The sequence below is a fragment of the Nonomuraea sp. NPDC048901 genome (assembly GCF_040649695.1).
Taxonomy (GTDB): Bacteria; Actinomycetota; Actinomycetes; order Streptosporangiales; family Streptosporangiaceae; genus Nonomuraea.
On sequence record NZ_JBEZFW010000026.1, the window covers coordinates 46,072 to 65,222 of the forward strand.

Annotated in this window: 16 protein-coding genes and 1 pseudogene; 8 read left to right on the plus strand and 9 right to left on the minus strand. The window is 71.0% G+C overall.

Going from position 1 to position 19,151, the window contains the following annotated elements:
* Window positions 1–35 precede the first annotated feature (35 nt).
* Together AB0C30_RS51810 and AB0C30_RS51815 are read right to left on the minus strand one after the other, a co-directional pair.
* Entirely contained in the window at window positions 36–1,640 is a 1,605-nt protein-coding gene (locus AB0C30_RS51810) for an amidohydrolase (protein WP_357958389.1), read from the minus strand.
* A 24-nt stretch (window positions 1,641–1,664) separates the two neighbouring features.
* Window positions 1,665–3,056 (minus strand): FAD-dependent oxidoreductase, encoded by a 1,392-nt coding sequence (locus AB0C30_RS51815; protein WP_357958390.1) that lies wholly within the window; start codon window positions 3,054–3,056, stop codon window positions 1,665–1,667.
* Window positions 3,057–3,152: 96 nt separating this feature from the next.
* Between AB0C30_RS51815 and AB0C30_RS51820 the strand changes: the two genes are divergently transcribed.
* Entirely contained in the window at window positions 3,153–4,175 is a 1,023-nt protein-coding gene (locus AB0C30_RS51820) for a GNAT family N-acetyltransferase (protein ID WP_357958392.1), read from the plus strand.
* A gap of 222 nt (window positions 4,176–4,397) precedes the next feature.
* Here AB0C30_RS51820 and AB0C30_RS51825 read toward each other — a convergent pair.
* Window positions 4,398–4,814, minus strand: a pseudogene (locus AB0C30_RS51825) (Clp protease N-terminal domain-containing protein); the annotation flags it as partial.
* Between the two features lie 72 nt (window positions 4,815–4,886).
* Here AB0C30_RS51825 and AB0C30_RS51830 point away from each other — a divergent pair.
* The 4 genes from AB0C30_RS51830 to add all read left to right on the plus strand — a co-directional run bounded on the left by AB0C30_RS51830 (window position 4,887) and on the right by add (window position 8,314).
* Window positions 4,887–5,732 carry a hypothetical protein gene (locus AB0C30_RS51830; protein WP_357958394.1) on the plus strand — a complete coding sequence of 282 codons (846 nt, stop codon included), beginning with the start codon at window positions 4,887–4,889 and terminating at the stop codon, window positions 5,730–5,732.
* Between the two features lie 35 nt (window positions 5,733–5,767).
* The gene (locus AB0C30_RS51835) at window positions 5,768–6,637 is read left to right on the plus strand and encodes an oxidoreductase (protein WP_357958396.1); all 870 of its coding nucleotides are present in this window, start codon (window positions 5,768–5,770) and stop codon (window positions 6,635–6,637) included.
* Between the two features lie 11 nt (window positions 6,638–6,648).
* Complete coding sequence (locus AB0C30_RS51840) at window positions 6,649–7,221, plus strand: TetR/AcrR family transcriptional regulator (protein WP_357958398.1); 573 nt, start codon at window positions 6,649–6,651, stop codon at window positions 7,219–7,221.
* Between the two features lie 73 nt (window positions 7,222–7,294).
* Window positions 7,295–8,314: an adenosine deaminase gene (gene add / locus AB0C30_RS51845; RefSeq protein ID WP_357958400.1), complete on the plus strand. Its 1,020-nt coding sequence runs from the start codon at window positions 7,295–7,297 to the stop codon at window positions 8,312–8,314.
* Between the two features lie 15 nt (window positions 8,315–8,329).
* On the opposite strand, the gene pgl is transcribed toward add, so the two are convergent.
* The 6 genes from pgl to tkt all read right to left on the minus strand — a co-directional run bounded on the left by pgl (window position 8,330) and on the right by tkt (window position 16,484).
* A complete protein-coding gene (gene pgl, locus AB0C30_RS51850) occupies window positions 8,330–9,103 on the minus strand; it encodes a 6-phosphogluconolactonase (protein ID WP_357656666.1) in 774 nt (257 codons plus the stop codon).
* A 102-nt stretch (window positions 9,104–9,205) separates the two neighbouring features.
* Window positions 9,206–10,120 carry a glucose-6-phosphate dehydrogenase assembly protein OpcA gene (gene opcA, locus AB0C30_RS51855; protein WP_357958402.1) on the minus strand — a complete coding sequence of 305 codons (915 nt, stop codon included), beginning with the start codon at window positions 10,118–10,120 and terminating at the stop codon, window positions 9,206–9,208.
* On the minus strand, window positions 10,120–11,742 hold the full coding sequence (gene zwf, locus AB0C30_RS51860) for a glucose-6-phosphate dehydrogenase (protein WP_357958404.1): 1,623 nt from the start codon (window positions 11,740–11,742) through the stop codon (window positions 10,120–10,122). Before zwf ends, opcA begins: the two co-directional genes overlap by 1 nt.
* Before the next feature lies 1 nt (window position 11,743).
* Entirely contained in the window at window positions 11,744–13,357 is a 1,614-nt protein-coding gene (locus AB0C30_RS51865; RefSeq protein ID WP_357958406.1) for a glucose-6-phosphate isomerase, read from the minus strand.
* Entirely contained in the window at window positions 13,357–14,448 is a 1,092-nt protein-coding gene (tal, locus tag AB0C30_RS51870; RefSeq protein WP_357958408.1) for a transaldolase, read from the minus strand. The genes AB0C30_RS51865 and tal overlap by 1 nt, the downstream gene beginning before the upstream one ends.
* A gap of 5 nt (window positions 14,449–14,453) precedes the next feature.
* Complete coding sequence (gene tkt / locus AB0C30_RS51875; protein WP_357958410.1) at window positions 14,454–16,484, minus strand: transketolase; 2,031 nt, start codon at window positions 16,482–16,484, stop codon at window positions 14,454–14,456.
* A 334-nt stretch (window positions 16,485–16,818) separates the two neighbouring features.
* Between tkt and AB0C30_RS51880 the strand changes: the two genes are divergently transcribed.
* The 3 genes from AB0C30_RS51880 to AB0C30_RS51890 are packed head-to-tail and all read left to right on the plus strand — an operon-like array spanning window position 16,819 to window position 19,142.
* Window positions 16,819–17,763, plus strand: a complete 945-nt coding sequence (locus AB0C30_RS51880) for a heme o synthase (protein WP_357958412.1) — start codon at window positions 16,819–16,821, stop codon at window positions 17,761–17,763.
* Window positions 17,764–17,811: 48 nt separating this feature from the next.
* Window positions 17,812–18,195: a metalloregulator ArsR/SmtB family transcription factor gene (locus AB0C30_RS51885; RefSeq protein WP_357958414.1), complete on the plus strand. Its 384-nt coding sequence runs from the start codon at window positions 17,812–17,814 to the stop codon at window positions 18,193–18,195.
* The gene (locus tag AB0C30_RS51890) at window positions 18,195–19,142 is read left to right on the plus strand and encodes a cation diffusion facilitator family transporter (RefSeq protein ID WP_357958416.1); all 948 of its coding nucleotides are present in this window, start codon (window positions 18,195–18,197) and stop codon (window positions 19,140–19,142) included. The genes AB0C30_RS51885 and AB0C30_RS51890 overlap by 1 nt, the downstream gene beginning before the upstream one ends.
* Window positions 19,143–19,151: the final 9 nt, after the last annotated feature.

A 19,151-nucleotide genomic window follows, 5' to 3' on the forward strand; every position in this document is an offset into this window, starting at 1 on the left:
CGTTCCGTAGCGCCGGATCGCGCACCCACCCTGGCCTACCTTTCGTGTACGGCGACGCCGTCCACGAACGTCATGCGTACCCCGGTGGTCCAGATGTCGCGCTCCGGCAGCGTGAACGGGTCGCGGTCCAGGACGACGAGGTCCGCCGGGCGGCCCGGTGCGATCACCCCGGCGGGGGAACGGTTGATCCAGGCCGAACCGGCCGTGTACGCGGTCAGCGCGGTCGCCAGGTCGAGGCGCTGGCCGGGCAGGAACGGCGTCTGTGCCGTGGGGTAGCCGGCGTGCACCGAGCTGCCGGGCTCCGTACGGTTGACGGCCACGTGCATGCCCTGCAGCGGGTCGGCGCTCGACACCGGCCAGTCGCTGCCCGCGCAGAACCGCGTCCCGTGGGAGAGCAGGTCGGCGAAGGGGTACTGCCACGAGGAGCGGGGCTCGCCCAGGAACGGCAGCGTCAGCTCGTCCATCTGCGCGTGGTGGGTCGCCCAGAGCGGCTGCAGGTTGGCCGTCACGCCGAGCGCGGCGAAGCGGGGCACGTCCGACGGCTCGATGATCTGCAGGTGCGCGATGTGGTGCCGGTTGGCGGGCGAGGTGCCCTCGAAACTGTCAAGCGCCTCGCGTACGGCCCGTTCGCCGATCGCGTGGACGTGCGCCTGGAAGCCGAGGCGGTCCAGCTCGGCCACGTACGTCCTGAGCTTGTCCGGGTCGACGTAGGACAGGCCCGTGCCGCCGCAGAGGCAGTAGGGCTCCAGCGTCGCGGCGGTGAAGTTCTCGGTGATGCCGTCCTGCATGATCTTCACCGAGGTCGCGCGGAACCGGTCCAGCCCCTCCGCCGAGGCGCGGCGCGCGGTCAGGTCGTCGATCTGGTCGAGGCCACGGGTACGGTCCCACCACAGCGCGCCCACCACGCGGGCCCGTAGCCTGCCGGAGCCGGCCGCCGACAGGTAGGTGGGAAGCTGGTCCACCGAGCCCGCGTAGGAGCCCACGATGGCGTCCTGCCAGCCGGTGATGCCGAGCGAGAACAGGTAGCGCTCGGCATCCGCCAGCGCCCGGTCCAGGTCGCGAGGGGAGGGGCGCGGGGTGAGGAGGCCGACGAGGTCCATCGCGCCCTCGTGCAGGACGCCGCTGGGCGTGCCGTCGGCGTCGCGTTCGATGCGGCCGTCGGCGGGGTCGGGGGTGTCTGCGGTGACGCCGGCCAGCTCCAGGGCACGGGCGTTGACCCAGGCGGCATGATGGTCGCGCTGGATGAGGTAGACGGGCCGGTCGGCGAAGGCGAGCTGGTCGCGGTGCGGCAGCCCACCCGGGAAGGCCGACATGTCCCACCCGCCGCCATCAATCCACTCTTTTTCAGGATTTTTCGCCGCATAGTCAGCGATCTTCGCCAAATAGGCATCGAGTCCGTAAATTTCGGATAGATCGCACTTGGCGCGCTCCAGGCCCGCCTGTACCGGATGCACATGCGCATCGGTGAACCCGGGCACCAGCAGACCCCCGTCCAGGTCCACGGTCTCGTGCCCCGGCGCCAGCCGTACCAGGTCCCGCTCGTCGCCAACGGCGGCGATCACGCCGTCGCGGACCAGCACGGCCTCGGCGAAGCCGGTCTTCGCGGTGAAGACCCGTCCCCCTCGAAAGAGCGTGTTCATAGTGCTCCCCAATCTCAACGTGATTCAGTGGCCGGTGATCAGATCGGCCATGCGGGCCAGTACGGACGTGCCCGGCATCGACCGCTCCCGGTGGTCCGCCACCCGGTACAACCGGTACATCGCGTGCACCCCCAGCCAGCGCAGCGGCTCCGGCTCCCAGGCCCGCACCCGGCGGCCCACCCACGGCAGCTCCGTCAGCGCGGTCCGCTCGCCCAGGACGAGGTCCCGCATCGTCCGGCCGGCCAGGTTGGCCGTCGTCACCCCGTGCCCGGTGTAGCCGCCCGCCCAGCCCAGGCCGGTGGCCGGGTCCACGTGCACGGTCGAGCACCAGTCGCGCGGCACCCCCAGGACTCCCGACCACGCGTGCGCCACCGAGGAGGACGCCGCGGCGGGGAAGAAGTCGATCAGCAGCCGCCAGAGCGCCTCGACCGTCTGCTCGTGCGTGTGCCCCCTGGCGTCGACCCGCGAGCCGTACAGGTACGGCCGGCCGCGCCCTCCGAAGGCGATGCGGTCGTCGGCGGTCCGCTGCGCGTACATGTAGTAATGGGCCATGTCCCCGAGCAGCTCGGACCCCGCCCAGCCGACCGTCTCCCAGAACGAGGCGGGCAGCGGCTCGGTGACGATCAGCGAGCTGTTCATCGGCAGCCACTGCCGCCGCAGGCCCTTCAGCCGCGAGGTGAACCCCTCGGTCGCGCGGAGCACGTGGCGCGCCCGGACCGTCCCGAACGGCGTCACGGCCAGCCCCGGGGCGATCTCCGTGACGGGCGTCCGCTCGTAGACGGTCACCCCGAGCTCCCGTACGGCGCGTGCCAGCCCTCGTACCAGCTTGGCGGGCTGGACCCGCGCGCAGTGCGGACTCCAGGAGGCGGCCACGGCCCCCGCCACCCGCAGCCGTTCGGCGGGATCGACCAGCCGCAGGTCCGCCTCCTCGATGCCCCAGGCGCGGGCGGCCGACACCGAGGCCCGCAGGCGGGCCGCCTGAGAGGGAGTGCGGGCCACGTTGACCACGCCGCCCTTGACGACGTCGGCGTCGATGCCCTCCTTCTCACAGACCTGGATCACCTCGTCGATCGAGGCGTACATCTCGCGCTGCAGCCGCCGCGCCCCCTCCACCCCGTGCGTCCTGGCGTAGCGCTGATGCGAGCCGGCAAGGTCGCCGGTCAGCCAGCCGCCGTTGCGCCCCGAGGCCCCGAACCCGGCGAAGTCCTTCTCCAGCACCACGACGTTCAATGACGGCTGGGCCTGCTTGAGGTAGTACGCGGTCCACAGCCCCGTGTAGCCCGCGCCGACGATCGCCACGTCCGCCTGGAGGTCGCCGTCGAGGCGCGGACCAGGGGCAGGTACGCCGGAGGAGCGGTACCAGAAGGAGACGTCGCCATTCACGAATCCGGACGACAGGGAGACATGCGCGTTCATGGCCGGTATCCTCCTATACGCCGCATCTAGCTACGAAACTCGCATTCGAAACACGGCGTTAGCGGCCAGGTAACACCTCCCCGGCATCCTCTTCCTATGGGATTCTTGCGCATTCGCACGACGGTGGACGAGCGTCCGGGACGACTGGCCTCCCTGGCCGCGGCCCTGGCGGACAGGGGCGGCAACATCCTCGGCCTGAGCGTCCAGTCGGACGCGGACGGCACTGTCGACGAGTTCGTCGCCGACATCCCCGCCGCGCCCGAGGCCGTGCGTGCGGCCCTGGAGGAGGCCGGTGGCCGCCGCGTCCAGGTGGTCCCGGCGACGGCGCACGAGCTGACCGACGAGCCCACCCGCGCGCTGCTGCTGGCCTCCCGGCTGCGGTCGATGCCGTGGCGGCTGCCGGAGTTCCTGGCCGAGTTGCTGCGCGCCGACGATGCCAGGTGGATCTATGGTGAAGCGGTGAGTGATCTTCCCGACCCGACCCTGCTCGTGGTGCCCGTCGCACCCAGGCGCGCCGTCCGGCTGCGCCGTGCCGAGCTGCCCTTCACCCTGACCGAGGCCGCTCGGGCCGCCTCCTTCGTCCGGCTCGCGCAACCGCCGGTCGAGCAGGACGCCGCCGACCCCACGGTCAAGCTGGCCGACGGCGAGGAGGTCACGGTCCGGCCGCTCACCTCGATCTACCGCGAGGCCGTCCGCGACCTGCACGACAGGTGCTCGCCCGAGGCGCGCCGGTTCCGCTACTTCACCTCGATGCCCGAGCTGCCGCCGCGGATGTTCGACCGGCTCTGCGACCGCAGCCGCGGCCGCTCGATCGTCGCCGGGCACGACGGCCAGGTGGTGGCCATGGCCTCCCTGATGTTCACCCCCGATCCGGGCATCGCCGAGATGGCCTTCCTGGTCGAGGACCGCTGGCAGGGGCGCGGTCTGGGCACGGAGCTGGCCAGGACACTGGTGCGCGAGGCGCGCGATCTCGGTTACGCCGAGGTCAGGGCCACGATGCTGTCCGACAACGTACGGATGCGGCGGCTGCTGCTGTCGCTGGGCGCCACGCTCGGCTACACCGAGGACCCGGGCGTGATCGAGGCCAGGCTGCCGGTCTGCGCGATGGCGTCAGCCTGAGGCGCTCTCGCCCCGCTCTTCGCCCCGCTCGTCCTCGTCCGGCCCGGAGTCCTGTTCTGCCGGTTCCGCGTCGGGCGTCGCCTGGTCCGGCTGCCGGATGCCCAGGTGGCGCTCGATGCGTTCGAGGCTCTCCTGGATCTGCGTGAGCCGCTCGCCCAGCGCCATACCGCCGGCGAAGAACATCTCGGCCGGCCGGTCCTTCGTCCCCTGCCCGAGCCGGGTGAGCACGCGGTGCCGCAGCTCGCCCAGCTCCACGCCGGCGTCCACGATCGCCTGGGCGGCCAGCCCCTCGCCCTCTCTGATCACCCCGAGCAGGATGTGCTCGGTGCCGATGTAGTTGTGGCGCAACTGCAGCGCCTCGCGCAGCGAGAGCTCCAGGACCTTCTTGGCGCGCGGGGTGAACGGGATGTGCCCGCTCGGCGCCTCGTCGCCCTGGCCCACCTCGCGGGTGACGAAGGCGCGCACGCTCCCCAGCTCGATGCCGAAGCTGTCGAGTGTCAGGCCCGCCACGCCCTCGCCCTCGTGGATGAGGCCGAGCAGGATGTGCTCCGTGCCGATGTGGGCGTGGTTCAGCGTCCGCGCCTCCTCCTGGGCGAGGACGACGACCCGGCGGGCACGGTCAGTGAAGCGCTCGAACACCGAAGGCCTCCGTTCGGGTGGCGTGTCTCCACTATGCGCTACAAACCAGCGGATGTGGGGTAATTGACAGGTGTGGATCTTGACGAGGTGGCCGGTCGCCTGTACGGGCTCCCGCCGTCCGAGTTCACCGCCGCGCGCGACGCCGAGGCCCGTGCCGCCAAGGACGCGGGCGACGTACGGCTGGCCCGCGACATCGCCGGGCTGCGCAAACCCACGGTCTCCGCGGCGGCCGTGAACCGGCTGGCCCGCGAGCACCGGGACGACCTCGGGGAGCTGCTGGCGCTCGGGCAGGAGCTGCGCGAGGCGTGGGAGCGGCACGACGCCGAGGCGCTGGCGGAGCTGACCCGGCGGCGCGGCGAGCTGGCGGGACGGCTGTCCCGGCTGGTCAGACGGGAGGCCGGGCTGTCGGCCGCCGCGGCGGCCGAGGCCGAGCAGACGCTCGACGCCGCCGTCGTGGACGCGGGCGCCGCCGAGGAGGTACGGCGCGGCCGCCTGGCCAAGCCGCTCAGCTACAGCGGCTTCGCCCCAGCCCCAGCCCCGGCGGCGCCGCGCGGCAAGCCCGCCAAGAAGCCGACGGACTCGACAGCATCGGCCGAATCGGCCTCGGAGGCGAAGGGCGCGGCGGCCAAGAGTGCGGAGGCGAAGCGCGCGGAGGCCGAGGAGCGAGAAGAGGCGGAGGCGAAGAGGCGGGCGGAGGCTGAAGCCAGGAAGGCCGCCGAACGACAGGAGGCGCTGGACGCCCACCGGGAGTGGGTCGCCGCCCTGGAACAGGCCGTACAGGAGCACGACGAGCGCGCCGAGCGGGTCGCCGGGCTGGAGCGGAAGCTGGCCAAGGCCCGCAAGCGGCTCGCCGAGAGTGCGCAGCGGCTGGAGGTCGCCAAACGGGAGGAGCGGCACGCTCGACACCGCATAGGTTAAGGTGTACGAAACGGTCTCGTACACCTGGAGTGGCGATGAGAACCTGGACCCCCGCCGACATGCCCGACCTGAGCGGCAAGACGGCCATCGTGACCGGCGCCAACAGCGGCATCGGCCTGCCCACCGCGCTCGAACTCGCCAGGCACGGCGCCCGCGTCGTCGTCGCCACCCGCTCAGCGGCGAAAGGCGGCGCGGCCGTCGAGGAGATCCGCCGGGCCGTCCCCGGCGCCCGGGTCGAGCACGGCACGCTGGACCTGGCCGATCTCGCCTCGGTCAGGAGCTTCGCGGCCGGCGTCGATCGGGTGGACCTGCTGGTCAACAACGCGGGCGTCGGCATGATCCCGCGCCAGCTGACCCGTGACGGCTTCGAGATGCAGTTCGGCACCAACCACCTGGGTCACTTCGCGCTCACCGGACTGCTGCTGCCCCTGCTGCTGGCCCGTCCCGGCGCGCGGGTGGTCAACGTCTCGAGCGACGCGCACAAGATGGGCAGGCTGGACCTCGACGACCTGGGCCTGGAGCACGGTTACAAGAAGATGAGCTCGTACGGCCGCTCCAAGCTGGCCAACCTGCTCTTCACCCTGGAGCTCCAACGACGCGCTCAGCGGGCCCAGGTGGACCTCGTCAGCGTCGCCACCCATCCTGGTGCCACCGCCACCAACTTCTTCAGCGTGGGGCCGCTACAGCCCCTCGTGGGGCTGTTCCTGAAGAGCGCGGCGGCCGGTGCGGTGTCCTCCCTCTACGCGGCCACCTCGCCGGAGATCCACGGCGGGGAGTTCGTCGGTCCCAAGACTCAGCTGCTCACGCCGTCGGAGGCGGCCCGCTCCGAGCAGCTCGCCGCCGACCTGTGGGAGGTCTCCACGCGGCTGACCGGCGTACGATTCGAGGAGATCGCCTACAGCTGAGGGATGTGCACGTGCCACCACTCGACCCCGAGCGGGAGCGGGCCATCCTCGACGCGACGCTGGAGTTGCTGTCCGAGATGGGCTACGACCGTATGTCGGTCGACCAGATCGCCAAGCGGGCCAAGGCCAGCAAGGCGACCATCTACCGCCGGTGGGCGGGCAAGCCGGAGCTGGTGGTCGACGTCATCTGCCGCCGGTTCGACATGGACACGCCGACCGCCGAGGACACCGGCTCGCTGCGCGGCGACCTCGCCTCGGTGCTCGGCGGCCTGTGCGGCGCGGTCGAGCGCAAGCACGGGCTCATCATGGGGCTGTCCTCGACGCTGGTCTCGCACCAGGAGCTGGCCAGGACGCTGCGCGAGCACATGCCGGCCAAGGACCTCGGCGGGGTGGAGGCGTTGCTGGAGCGGGCCAGGAAGCGCGGCGACCTGCCGGGGCCCGTGGATCCCGGCCGTCTGTTCGGGGTGGCGGAGGCGCTGGTCTGGCACCGCATGATCTTCCTCGGGCCGCTGTTCGACGAGTCCTTCGTCGCGGAATCGGTGGACGAGGTCCTGCTGCCGCTGGTGCGCGCCTGGGCGCAGTAAACCTAACATTCTTATGTGATATTTCGCCTCAAGCCATGGCTTGAGGCGAAAAGTCGGGCTTAGGGTCGTCGCCATGACGACCCCCATTGACGCCTTCATCGACGCGCTCCCCAAGGTGGAGCTGCATGTGCACCTGGTCGGCTCCGCCTCCGTACCCACCGTGCTGGAGCTGGCCCGCCGCCACCCCGGCGGCCCGGTTCCCACCACGGAGGAGGAGCTGCGGGCGTTCTACGCCTTCCGCGACTTCCCCCACTTCGCGCAGGTGTACCAGGCCGTCAACGCGCTGGTCCGGGAGCCGGAGGACATCGCCGCCCTCGTGCTCGGCCTGGCCCGCGACCTGGCCTCCCAGGGCGCTCGTTACGCCGAGCTGCAGGTCACCCCATATGCCCACAGCATCGTCGGGATGCCCATGCGCGAGGTCACCGAGGCGCTCGACCTGGCCGCCCGCCGGTCGGAGAGCGACCACGGGGTGGAGATGGCCTACATCTTCGACTTCCCCGGCCAGTTCGGCGAGGAGGCGGCCAAGATCACGGTCATGCACGCTTTGGAACAACCTCCCGCCGCTTTGGTAGGTTTCGGCCTGGCCGGGATCGAGCAGAGCCGGACGCCGTACCGTGACGTCTTCCGCGACGCGTTCGCGGCGGCGCGGGCGGCGGGCCTGCACAGCGTGCCGCACGGCGGCGAGATGACCGGTCCCGAGACCATGTGGGAGGTCATCGAGGGGCTGGGCGCCGAGCGCATCGGGCACGGCATCTCCTGCCTGGAGGACCCGCGCCTGGTGGCTCACCTGCGCGAGACGCAGCTGCCGCTGGACGTCTGCCCGACCTCCAACCTCCGTACGGGACAGGTGGCCCGGATCGAGGAGCACCCGCTGCCCAGGCTGCTGGAGGAGGGGCTGTTCGTCACGCTGAACAGCGACGACCCGCCCATGTTCGGCACCACCCTGGCCGGTGAGTATCGCGTCGCCGCGCACGTCTTCGGCCTCGGCGAGCCGGAGCTGGCCCAGCTCGCTCGCAACGGCGTGAACGCGTCCTTCCTGCCGCCGGCGCGCAAGCAGGCCCTGCTGGCCGAGATCGACGCGCTCACCAACTGAGGACGCTACGAAAACTCAGGGAGAGGCGATGCGGCCCAACCCTGGCGGGAGCTTGGCGGCGGCGGTCCGGTCGAGCAGGAACAGCGTCCGCACCCGGCCCCTGGCCCCGGCCGCGGGCACCTGCACGGGCCCGGAGTCGGACAGCGCCAGGCGTACGGCCCCCGACTTCTCCTCGCCCGCCGCCACCACCCACACCTCGCGCGAGGCCTGGATGGTCGGCAGCGTCAGGGAGATGCGCGTGGGCGGCGGCTTGGGCGCGCCGTGCACGGCCACGACCGGCCGCGTGTCGTACAGGGCGGGCATCCCGGGGAACAGCGACGCCACGTGCGCGTCGGGCCCGATGCCGAGCAGCATCACGTCGAAGCCGGGCACCGGGCCGTGGTCCTCGGGCCGGGCCGCCTTGCGCAGCTCGGCCGCGTAGGCCTCGGCCGACTCCTCCGCCGACATCCCCGAGTCGGGCCCGGCCATGACGTGCACCCGGTCGGGATCGAGGTCGACGTGGTCGAGCAGGGCCTTGCGGGCGCCCGTCTCGTTGCGCTCGGGGTCGCCGGTCGGCAGGAAGCGCTCGTCGCCCCACCAGATGTCGAGGTGGTGCCAGTCGACCGCGTCGCGCGCCGGCGTGGCGGCGATCGCGGCCAGCGTCGCGTGGCCGACCGTGCCGCCGGTCAGGACCAGCGACGCCGACCCCTTGGCCGACTGCACGTCGACCAGCCGGGTGATGATCCGCGCCGCCACGGCCTTGGCCAGGACGTCGCCGTCACGATGGACGACCACATTGGGAACGCTCACGTACTCACTCTTTTCGCTATCACTCTTTCACGATCGGTGCCCACCGGCCGGGACGCGCCCCCTCGCAAAGACAGGGCCCGCCACGACCGGTGGGAGGAGGCGTCAGGACTTGTACGAGCGGGCCAGCCGCTTGACCGCCGCCTGGTAGATCTCGTCGGAGTCGAGCCGCCGCAGCTCCTCGGCCAGCAGCTCGGCGGTCTGCCGACGGGTCAGGGCCACGTTCCGGTCCGGCTGGCCGGGCCGCGACAGCGTCGCCAGCCGGGCGTCGCTCCTGCACACCGCCAGCACGCCGTCGGCCGTCGTGAGCCGGACGGCGGTCAGGCCGGGCCCGTTGGAGTCGGCCACCTTGACCGGCGCGCCGAGACGTTCGGACAGCCACGCGGCCAGCAGCGGCGCGCTGGGGTTGCCCGGGGACGCCTCCACGGTGCCCTTGCGCACCTTGCCCGTGGGCTGGTCGAAGGCCGCCGCCAGCAGGCTGCGCCACGGCGTCAGCCGGGCCCAGGACAGGTCCGTGTCACCGGGCGCGTAGCCTTTGGCCCTGGTCACCAGCGACTCGACCCCGCCGTCGCGCGAGCCCCTGGCGTCGGAGATGCGGCGCTGGGCGAGCATCCCGACCGGATCCTTGGACATCACCTCGGGCGCCAGTCCCGGCCACCAGGCCACGACCGGCGTGTCGGGCAGCAGCAGCGGGCTGACCACCGAGTCGGCGTGCTCGGTCAGCTCGCCGTAGAGCCGCAGCACGACCACCTCGCCCGGCGTGGACTCGCCGATGCGCAGCTCCGCGTCGAGCCGGTTGGTCTCGTCGGGCTCGCGGTTGATCACCACGATGATGCGCGAGGGGTGCTCGCGCGCCGCCTCGCTGGCCGCGCGGAGCGAGTCGTACTGGTCGCGCTCCTCGCAGACCACGATCAGCGTCAGCACCATCCCGACCGCGGGCGCGCCCATCTGGTGGCGCAGCTGCGTCAGCTGCGAGGAGATCTTCCCCGCTGTCGTGTCGGTGAGCATGAAGGTGGTCATCAGAGTCTCCTCCATACGCGGCCGTCGCCCATCATCGCGTCGGCCGACGGCGGCCCCCACGAACCGGACGGGTAGCCCTCGGGCTGGCCCTGGGTGGCCCAGAACTCCTCGATCGGGTCGAGGATCTTCCACGACAGCTCGACCTCCCGCTGGTGCGGGAAGAGCGGCGGGTCGCCGATCATCACGTCGAGCAACAGCCGCTCGTACGCCTCGGGGGACGACTCCAGGAACGACTCCCCATAGGCGAAGTCCATCGAGACGTCACGTACCTCCATGGCCGTGCCCGGCACCTTGGAGCCGAACCGCACGGTGATGCCCTCGTCCGGCTGGACCCTGATGACCAGCGCGTTCTGGCCGAGGATCTCGGTGTCGTCCTTGCTGAAGGGCAGGTGCGGCGCCCGCTGGAACACCACGGCCACCTCGGTGACCCGGCGGCCGAGGCGCTTGCCGGTGCGCAGGTAGAACGGCACGCCCGCCCAGCGCCGGTTGGCGATCTCCAGCTTGATGGCCGCGTAGGTCTCGGTCGTGGAGTCGGCGGAGATGCCGTCCTCCTGCAGGTAGCCGACGACCTTCTCGCCGCCCTGCCAGCCCGCGTCGTACTGCCCGCGCGCGGTGTTGAGCGCCAGGTCCGACGGCAGCTGTACGGCCTTGAGCACCTTCTCCTTCTCCCGCCGCAGCGCGGAGGCGGTGAAGGACGTCGGGTCCTCCATCGCCACCAGGGCGAGCAGCTGGAGCAGGTGGTTCTGGATCACGTCGCGGGCCGCGCCGATGCCATCGTAGTAGCCGGCCCGGCCGCCGATGCCGATGTCCTCGGCCATGGTGATCTGCACGTGGTCGACGAAGCTACGGTTCCAGATGGGCTCGTAGAGGTTGTTGGCGAACCTCAGGGCCAGGATGTTCTGGACGGTCTCCTTGCCCAGGTAGTGGTCGATCCTGAAGATCGAGCTCTCCGGGAAGGCCGAGGTGGTGATCTCGTTCAGCTCGTGCGCCGACTTCAGGTCGTGCCCGAACGGCTTCTCGATCACCACGCGCCGCCACGACCCGGGAGGCGCCTGGGACACGCCGGTCCGCTTGAGCTGCTCCACCACGACGGGGAAGAACTTCGGCGGCACGGAGAGATAGAACGCATAGTTGCCGCCGGTGCCCCGGGTCTCGTCGATCTCCTTCAAGGCCATCGCCAGCGCGTCGAACGCGCCGTCGTCGGAGAACTCGCCCGGCACGAAGTGGATGCCCTCGCGCAGCTGCTTCCAGACCTCCTCACGGAAGGGCGTCCTGGCGTGCGCCTTGACGGCGTCATGCGTCACCTGGGCGAAGTCCTGGTCCTTCCAGTCACGCCTGGCGAACCCGACCAGCGAGAAACCGGGCGGCAGCAGCCCTCGGTTGCCCAGGTCGTAGATCGCCGGCAGCAACTTGCGCTTGGCCAGGTCACCCGTCACGCCGAACAACACCAGCACACACGGTCCGGCCACCCGGGGCAGCCGCTTGTCGCGCGGATCGCGCAGCGGGTTGGCGGCCGCCACTTCCAAGGTGGTGGAGGTGGCCGCGGCCGAGGTGGCTACCGTGGCCGCGATCGTCTCCTCAAAGTCGAGCGCCTCCTCCGAGGGTGTTTCCGGGTCTTTCATCTCAAGCCTCCTGTGCGGCTGCGAGCAGGTGCGCGACTCCGGCCGCGCGATCGGTCAGGTGCAGGCGTACGGCCGGCCGGCCGCGCCGCAGCAGTGCCCCGAGGTCGCCGAGGGCCTGCGCGAGCTCAAGCCCGCCCAGCGTGTACGGCCTGCCGGGCACCGGCACGTCGTCGGCCACGGCACCGGTGATCTGCAGGAACACCCCGTTCTGCGGGCCGCCCTTGTGATATTGGCCGGTGGAGTGCAGGAACCGCGGCCCCCACCCGAAGGTGACCGGCCGGTCGGTGCGCAGGGCCAGCAGCGCCCGCAGCGTGGCCGGGTCGGCCGCCATCCACGCGTCGGTCATCTGCTCGAAGTCGGCGCCGTCCGGCACGAACACATCGAAGGCCGACAGCCGGTCCAGATACGCCATCACGGCCAGGTAGCCGTCTTCGGGCACCGCTTCGAGCAGCTCGGTCAGCACGCCCGGCAGATCCCTGGCCTTGGTGGCGCCGTACACCTCCACGGGCCCGTCGACGAAGGCCGGCTCGCCCAGCGGCAGCGCCTCCATGTCGAGCAGCGCGGCCGTGTTGTCCTTGGACTCGGCGACGTTCGGCTGGTCGAACGGGTCGATCCCCAGCAGCAGCCCGGCCACGGCCGTGGCGTACTCCCAGATGAGGAACTGCGCGCCGAGCGGCCCGTCGACGCGCACGTCGCCGTCGTCGGAGTCGATCCCGACGACCAGCTCGTCACGGGCGCCGTTCGGCTCGGCGCCGGCGACCGGCAGGATGCCCAGGCCGTTCTTGCCCGTGGACTCGGCGACGAGCTGCTCGATCCAGTCCGACAGCCCGCTGATCACCGACAGCCGGTCGTCGACGATCAGCTTGTCGCGTCCGGCCAGCGCCGCCCCGCCGAGCGCCACGCCCAGGTCGAGCCCGGGGTTGCCGGCGTCGAGCGAGAGCAGCGGCAGCACCTCGTCGGCGTCGTCGAGCAGCCGTTCGACGTCGGCCCCGGCCAGCGCGCTGGGCACCAGGCCGAAGGCCGACAACGCCGAGTAGCGGCCGCCCACGTCGGGCACGGCCGGGACCAGGCGGTAGCCGGCGTCCACGGCCGTCTGCTCCAGCGGCGAGCCCGGGTCGGTGACGACCACGATGCGGTCGGCCGGGTCGATGCCCGCCTGGCGGAAGAGCTCCTCGTAGACGCGCAGGTGACTGTCGGTCTCGACCGTCGAGCCGCTCTTGCTGGCCACGACCACGATCGTGGCCTCCAGCGGCTCGGCCAGCGCCCGGCGCACCTGACCCGGGTCGGTGGTGTCCAGGACGGTCAGCGGCACGTCGGCGCTCGCGCAGATCACCTCGGCCGCCAGCGAGGAGCCGCCCATCCCGGCCAGCACCACGTTGGTCAGGTGCTCGGCGCGCGCCCGCTCGGCCAGCTTGCCGAGCTCGGGCAGCAGCTCGCGCGAGGTGCGGGGCAGGGTCAGCCAGCCCAGCCGGACGGCCGCCCCCGCCTCCGCGTCGCTGCCCCACAGCGTGGGATCGCCGGCGGCGAGCCGCGCGGGCACGCCGTCGGCGACGAGCCGCCCCGCGGCGGAGGAGGCGGCGCTGGCCACCCCCTCCTCGCGGTACGAGACGGTCATCAGCGGGCCAGGTTCTTGCTGACGCTCTCGAGGAGTTCGTTCCAGGACGCCTCGAACTTCTCGACGCCCTCGTCCTCCAGCACGTTGACGACGTCGTCGTAGTCGACGCCGGCCTCCTTGAGCGCCGCCATGGTGTTCCACGCGTCCTCGTAGAAGGGGCGCACGGTGTCACCGGTGATGTTGGCGCCGGCGGCGGTCGCGTCGACCGTCTTCTCCGGCATCGTGTTGACGGTGCCGGGGGCGACGAGCTGGTCGACGTACAGCGTGGGCGAGTAGTCGGGGTTCTTGACGCCGGTCGAGGCCCACAGCGGGCGCTGCGGGCGAGCACCGGCGGCGCGCAGCCGCTGCCAGCGCTCGGAGTTCATCACTTCCTCGAACGCCGCGTAGGCCAGGCGCGCGTTGGCCACGCCCGCCTTGCCCTTGAGCTCCGGCCGGCCGAGCTGGTCGAGCCGCTTGTCGATCTCGGTGTCGACCCGGCTGACGAAGAACGACGCCACCGACTCGATCGAGCCCAGGTTGAGACCCTTGGCCTGAGCGGCCTCCAGGCCGGCCAGCCAGGCGTCCATGACCGCGCGGTAGCGCTCCAGCGAGAAGATCAGCGTGACGTTGACGCTGATGCCCTCGGAGAGCGCCTGCGTGATCGCGGGCAGCCCCTCGAGGGTCGCCGGGATCTTGATGAACAGGTTGGGCCGGTCGACCAGCCACCACAGGGCCCGCGCCTCGGCCACGGTCTTGTCGCTCTCGCGGGCCAGCCGCGGGTCCACCTCCAGGGACACGCGGCCGTCGACGCCGGCGGTGGCGTCGTAGACCGGGCGCAGGACGTCGGCGGCCCAGCGGATGTCGTAGGCGGTGATGGCGCGTACGGCCTCGCCGAGGTCGACCCCGCGCACGGCCAGGTCGTGCAGCTGGGTGTCGTAGGCGTCGCCCTTGCTGAGCGCGCCGGCGAAGATGGTCGGGTTGGAAGTGACGCCGACCACGTTCTTCTCGCGGATCAGCTGCTCCAGGTTGCCCGTGCGCAGGCGCTCACGGCTGATGTCGTCCAGCCAGATGGACACGCCCTGGGCGGACAGCTTCTTGAGGTTCTCGCTCATTTCGTTCAGTTTCCCGTCGTCTCGCCTTTGTCGTGGCCCAGCTTGGCGAGGCTCGCCTTGGCCGCGGCGGCCACGCGCTCCGCCGTCAGCCCGAATTGCTCGTACAGCGTCTTATACGGCGCCGACGCGCCGAAGTGTTCAAGGCTGACGACCTCGCCCCTCTCGCCGACGAACTCACGCCAGCCCAGAGCGATGCCCGCCTCGACCGCGACCCGGGCCTTGATCGCTGACGGCAGAACACTCTGCCGATACGCAATGTCCTGCCCTTGGAACCACTCCACACACGGCATCGACACGACCCGCGTCGGGATGCCTTCGGCTTCGAGGAGTTCGCGGCCGTTGACGGCCAGCTCCAGCTCGCTGCCCGTGGCGATGAGGATCACCTGGGGCTGCCCGCCGGACGCCTCGTGCAGGACGTAGCCGCCCTTGGCCACGCCCTCGGCGCTGGTGCCCTCGAAGATCGGCAGGTTCTGCCGGGTCAGGGCCAGCGCGGCGGGCCGGTCGTCGTGCTCGAGCACGGCCTGCCAGGCGTACGCCGTCTCGTTGGCGTCGCCGGGGCGCACCACGTCGAGGCCGGGGATCGCGCGCAGCGCCCACAGGTGCTCGACCGGCTGGTGGGTCGGGCCGTCCTCGCCCAGTCCGATGGAGTCATGCGTCCACACGTAGGTGACCGGCAGCTTCATCAGCGCCGCCAGGCGCACGGAGGGGCGCATGTAGTCGGAGAAGACCAGGAACGTGCCGCCGTAGGGCCGGGTGCCGCCGTGCAGGGCGATGCCGTTGAGAATCGCGCCCATGCCGTGCTCGCGGATGCCGAAGTGCAGCGTGCGGCCGTAGCGGTTACCGGGGAACTCCTTGGTCTGGTATTCCTCCGGGATGAAGGACGGCTCGCCCTTCATCGTGGTGTTGTTGGACTCGGCCAGGTCGGCCGAGCCGCCCCACAGCTCGGGCAGCACCGGCGCGAGCGCGTTGAGCACCTCGCCCGACGCCTTGCGGGTGGCCATCGAGCCGCCCTTGTCGAAGGCGGGCAGCGCCTCGGTCCACCCGGCGGGCAGCTCATGGCGGGAGATGCGGTCCAGCTCGGCGGCCCGCTCGGGGTTGGCCTCGCGCCAGGCGTCGTAACCCTTCTGCCAGGCGGCGTGCGCCTCGTGACCCCTGCGGGCCACCTCGCGCGCGTGCTCCAGCACCTCGGCGGGCACGTCGAAGCTCTTGTCCGGGTCCATGCCGAGGACCCGCTTGGTGGCGGCGACCTCGTCGGCGCCGAGGGCGGAGCCGTGGATCTTGCCGGTGTTCTGCTTGTTCGGGGCGGGCCAGCCGATGATCGTGCGCAGCCGGATGAACGTCGGCCGGTCGGTCTCGGCGCGAGCCGCCTCCAGCGCCGCGTGCAGCGCCTGGATGTCCTCCACGTACTCACCGGACTCGGTCCAGTCGACGCTGAGCGTGTGCCAGCCGTAGGCCTCGTAGCGCTTGACCACGTCCTCGGACTTCGCGATCAGCGTGTCGTCCTCGATGGAGATGTGGTTGTCGTCATAGATGACGGTGAGGTTGCCCAGCTTCTGGTGGCCGGCGATCGAGCTGACCTCGTGGCTGATGCCCTCCTCGATGTCGCCGTCGCTGACCATGCACCAGATGTGGTGGTCGAAGGGCGAGGCGCCCGCCTCCGAGTCGGGGTCGAACAGGCCGCGCTCACGGCGGGCCGCCAGGGCCATGCCGACGGCGTTGCCCAGGCCCTGGCCGAGCGGGCCCGTGGTGGTCTCAACACCGACCGTGTGCCCGTGCTCCGGGTGACCGGGGGTCAGGCTGTCCCACTGGCGCAACCCCTTCAGGTCGTCCAGGTCGAGTCCGTATCCGGACAGGAACAGCTGGATGTACAGCGTCAGGCTGGAGTGCCCGCACGACAGCACGAAGCGGTCACGCCCCAGCCACGTGGGATCCGTGGGGTCGTGGCGCATCGCGTGCTGGAACAGCAGGTACGCGGCGGGAGCCAGGCTCATGGCGGTGCCCGGGTGACCCGAACCCGCCTTTTCGACTGCGTCCATGGCCAAGGCTCGAACGACGTCGACCGCTTGCTTGTCTAGGTCGGTCCATTCGAGGTCTGGCACGAGTTCGGTGCTCAAGTGCTCGGTCTCCGGAATCTAGTTGTCATTGGTGGTACCGGTTGGCATATCCCGCCACACCGGACCCTAACTGAGTGGAGTCGGCGAAAGATTCCCCTTCCACCCCCGTGCGTGTCCCCCCATTGGCCGGACCGGACGACCCTGCTACTACAGTTTGGTTGTTCTCGTTGTCATCACAGGGACGCCGTGGCGTCCGTCCATGAGATTCCGCTCCAATCAGAGGTTACGCGTTGACTCCGCACGTGCTGGAAGCGCCTTGACGGTGCTGACGAACAGGCAGACGACGGCCCCCGCTCCCGCGGCCGAGCCGCCGAGGACGATCGGCATGCTCGTCAAGGCCTACATCGCTCTGACCAAGCCGCGGATCATCGAGCTCCTGCTGATCACGACCCTCCCCGTGATGTTCCTCGCGGCGGGCGGGCTGCCGCCGCTGTGGACGTCGATATCGGTCATGGTGTTCGGCACCCTGTCCGCGGGCAGCGCCAACGCGCTCAACTGCTACGTGGACCGCGACATCGACCAGAAGATGCGCCGCACCAGGCGGCGTCCGCTGGCCAGGCACCAGGTCTCGCCGACCGGCGCGCTCGTCTTCGGCATCGTGCTCGGCGTGCTGTCCTTGGTCGGCCTCTGGCTGACCACCAACTGGCTGGCCGCCATGCTCTCCACCGGCGCCATCCTGTTCTACGTCATCGTCTACTCGATGATCCTCAAGCGGCGCACCGCCCAGAACATCGTCTGGGGCGGCATCGCGGGCTGCATGCCGGTGCTGATCGGCTGGGCGGGCATCACCGGGCGGCTCGACTGGGCGCCGCTGGCGCTGTTCGGGGTGGTGTTCTTCTGGACGCCGCCGCACACCTGGACGCTGGCCATGCGCTACAAGGAGGACTACGCGGCGGCCAAGGTGCCGATGCTGCCCGTGGTGGCCACCGAGCGCCGGGTGATCCTGGAGTCGATCGCCTACACCTGGGCCACCGTGCTCTGCTCGCTGGCCCTGTGGCCGGTGGCGCACACCACGCTGTTCTACCCGATCGCCGCCGCCGCCCTGGGCGCCATGTGTCTGTGGGAGGTCCATCGCCTCCTGGCCCGCCTCAACTCCGGCAAGACCGGTGTCGACCTGCGCCCGATGCGCTTCTTCCACTGGTCCAACGCCTATCTGGCGCTGCTGTTCCTCGCCGTCGCCATCGACCCGCTGCTGAGCTGAGCCCACCGCCCGTTGCGGTGGGCTTCGTGCTGTCGTTATGGTGAACACATGAACAGCTCTTCAGGTGTTGTGGCTTCGCTCGACGGCTGCGTCGTTCAGGAGCCCGACGCCGAGCGCGTCGCGGCCACCCGCGACCGGCTGGTGACGCCGGACGAGGCGACCCGGCTCGCCGACCTGTTCCGCCTGCTGGGCGACGCCACGCGGGCCCGCCTGCTGTACGCCCTGCTGGAGGCGGGCGAGCTGTGCGTGTGCGACCTGGCCGACGCCGTCGAGGTGACCGACACGGCCGTGTCCCACGCCCTGCGTCTGCTGCGTACGGCGGGCATCGTGGCCAGCCGCCGGGCGGGCCGCATGATCTACTACCGGCTGGCCGACGCCCACGTACGGATGCTGCTCGACCTCAGCCGCGAGCACATGAGGGAGGAGCGCTGATGGGCCAGGGACACGGGCACGGTCACGGGCACGGCCACTCGGCCGACGCCGACAAGCGCTACCTGGTGGGCGCGCTCGCGCTGATCGTCGGCTACATGGCGATCGAGGTGATCGCCGGGCTGATCGCCAACTCGATCGCGCTGATCTCCGACGCCGCCCACATGCTCACCGACGCCAGCGCGATCGCGCTGGCCCTGGTCGCGATGCGCTTCGCCGCCCGGCCCGCCCGCGGCGCCTACACCTTCGGCTGGAAGCGCGCCGAGATCCTCTCGGCCCAGCTCAACGGCCTCACCCTGCTGCTGCTCGTGGCGTACTTCTGTTACGAGAGCGTGCGCAGGCTGCTGGAGCCGCCCGAGGTCTCCGGGCCAATCGTGGTCGTCACGGCCGTGGCCGGCATCGTGGTCAACGCGCTGGCCGCCTGGCTGCTGTCCAGGGCCGACCGGCGCAGCCTCAACGTCGAGGGCGCCTTCCAGCACGTGCTCAACGACATGTACGCCTTCATCGCCACCGCGATCTCCGGCGTCGTGGTGTGGCTGACCGGGTTCCGGCAGGCCGACGCGATAGCCGCGCTCGTGGTCGCCGCGCTCATGCTCAAGGCCGGCTGGGGGCTGCTGCGCGATTCGTCCAGGGTGCTGCTCCAGGCCGCCCCGACCGACCTCGACCCCGACGAGATCGGCCGGGTCCTGGCCGGCGACCCTGACGTGGTCGAGGTGCACGACCTGCATGTCTGGACGGTGACCAGTGGCTATCCGACGCTGTCGGCGCACGTGATCGTGGCCCGCGGGTCCGACTGCCACCAGGTCCGCACCCGCCTGGCTGACCTGCTGCACGATCGCTTCGAGATCGGCCACACCACGCTGCAGGTGGACCACGGTCTCAAGGACCGGACGGAGCATTGTGAGGACCCGCACGGACCGCGCCACCTGGGCAGGACAGCGCCTTTTTGATCCGTTACA

Excerpts from the sequence above, each read along its gene's own strand:
- AB0C30_RS51835 (WP_357958396.1), top strand. The coding sequence starts at position 5,768 with ATGAGAACCTGGACCCCCGCCGACATGCCCGACCTGAGCGGCAAGACG.
- AB0C30_RS51885 (WP_357958414.1), top strand. The coding sequence starts at position 17,812 with ATGAACAGCTCTTCAGGTGTTGTGGCTTCGCTCGACGGCTGCGTCGTT.
- AB0C30_RS51810 (WP_357958389.1), bottom strand. The coding sequence starts at position 1,640 with ATGAACACGCTCTTTCGAGGGGGACGGGTCTTCACCGCGAAGACCGGC.
- tkt (WP_357958410.1), bottom strand. The coding sequence starts at position 16,484 with ATGGACGCAGTCGAAAAGGCGGGTTCGGGTCACCCGGGCACCGCCATG.
- AB0C30_RS51865 (WP_357958406.1), bottom strand. The coding sequence starts at position 13,357 with ATGACCGTCTCGTACCGCGAGGAGGGGGTGGCCAGCGCCGCCTCCTCC.
- opcA (WP_357958402.1), bottom strand. The coding sequence starts at position 10,120 with ATGACCACCTTCATGCTCACCGACACGACAGCGGGGAAGATCTCCTCG.
- AB0C30_RS51820 (WP_357958392.1), top strand. The coding sequence starts at position 3,153 with ATGGGATTCTTGCGCATTCGCACGACGGTGGACGAGCGTCCGGGACGA.
- zwf (WP_357958404.1), bottom strand. The coding sequence starts at position 11,742 with ATGAAAGACCCGGAAACACCCTCGGAGGAGGCGCTCGACTTTGAGGAG.
- add (WP_357958400.1), top strand. The coding sequence starts at position 7,295 with ATGACGACCCCCATTGACGCCTTCATCGACGCGCTCCCCAAGGTGGAG.
- tal (WP_357958408.1), bottom strand. The coding sequence starts at position 14,448 with ATGAGCGAGAACCTCAAGAAGCTGTCCGCCCAGGGCGTGTCCATCTGG.
- AB0C30_RS51890 (WP_357958416.1), top strand. The coding sequence starts at position 18,195 with ATGGGCCAGGGACACGGGCACGGTCACGGGCACGGCCACTCGGCCGAC.
- AB0C30_RS51815 (WP_357958390.1), bottom strand. The coding sequence starts at position 3,056 with ATGAACGCGCATGTCTCCCTGTCGTCCGGATTCGTGAATGGCGACGTC.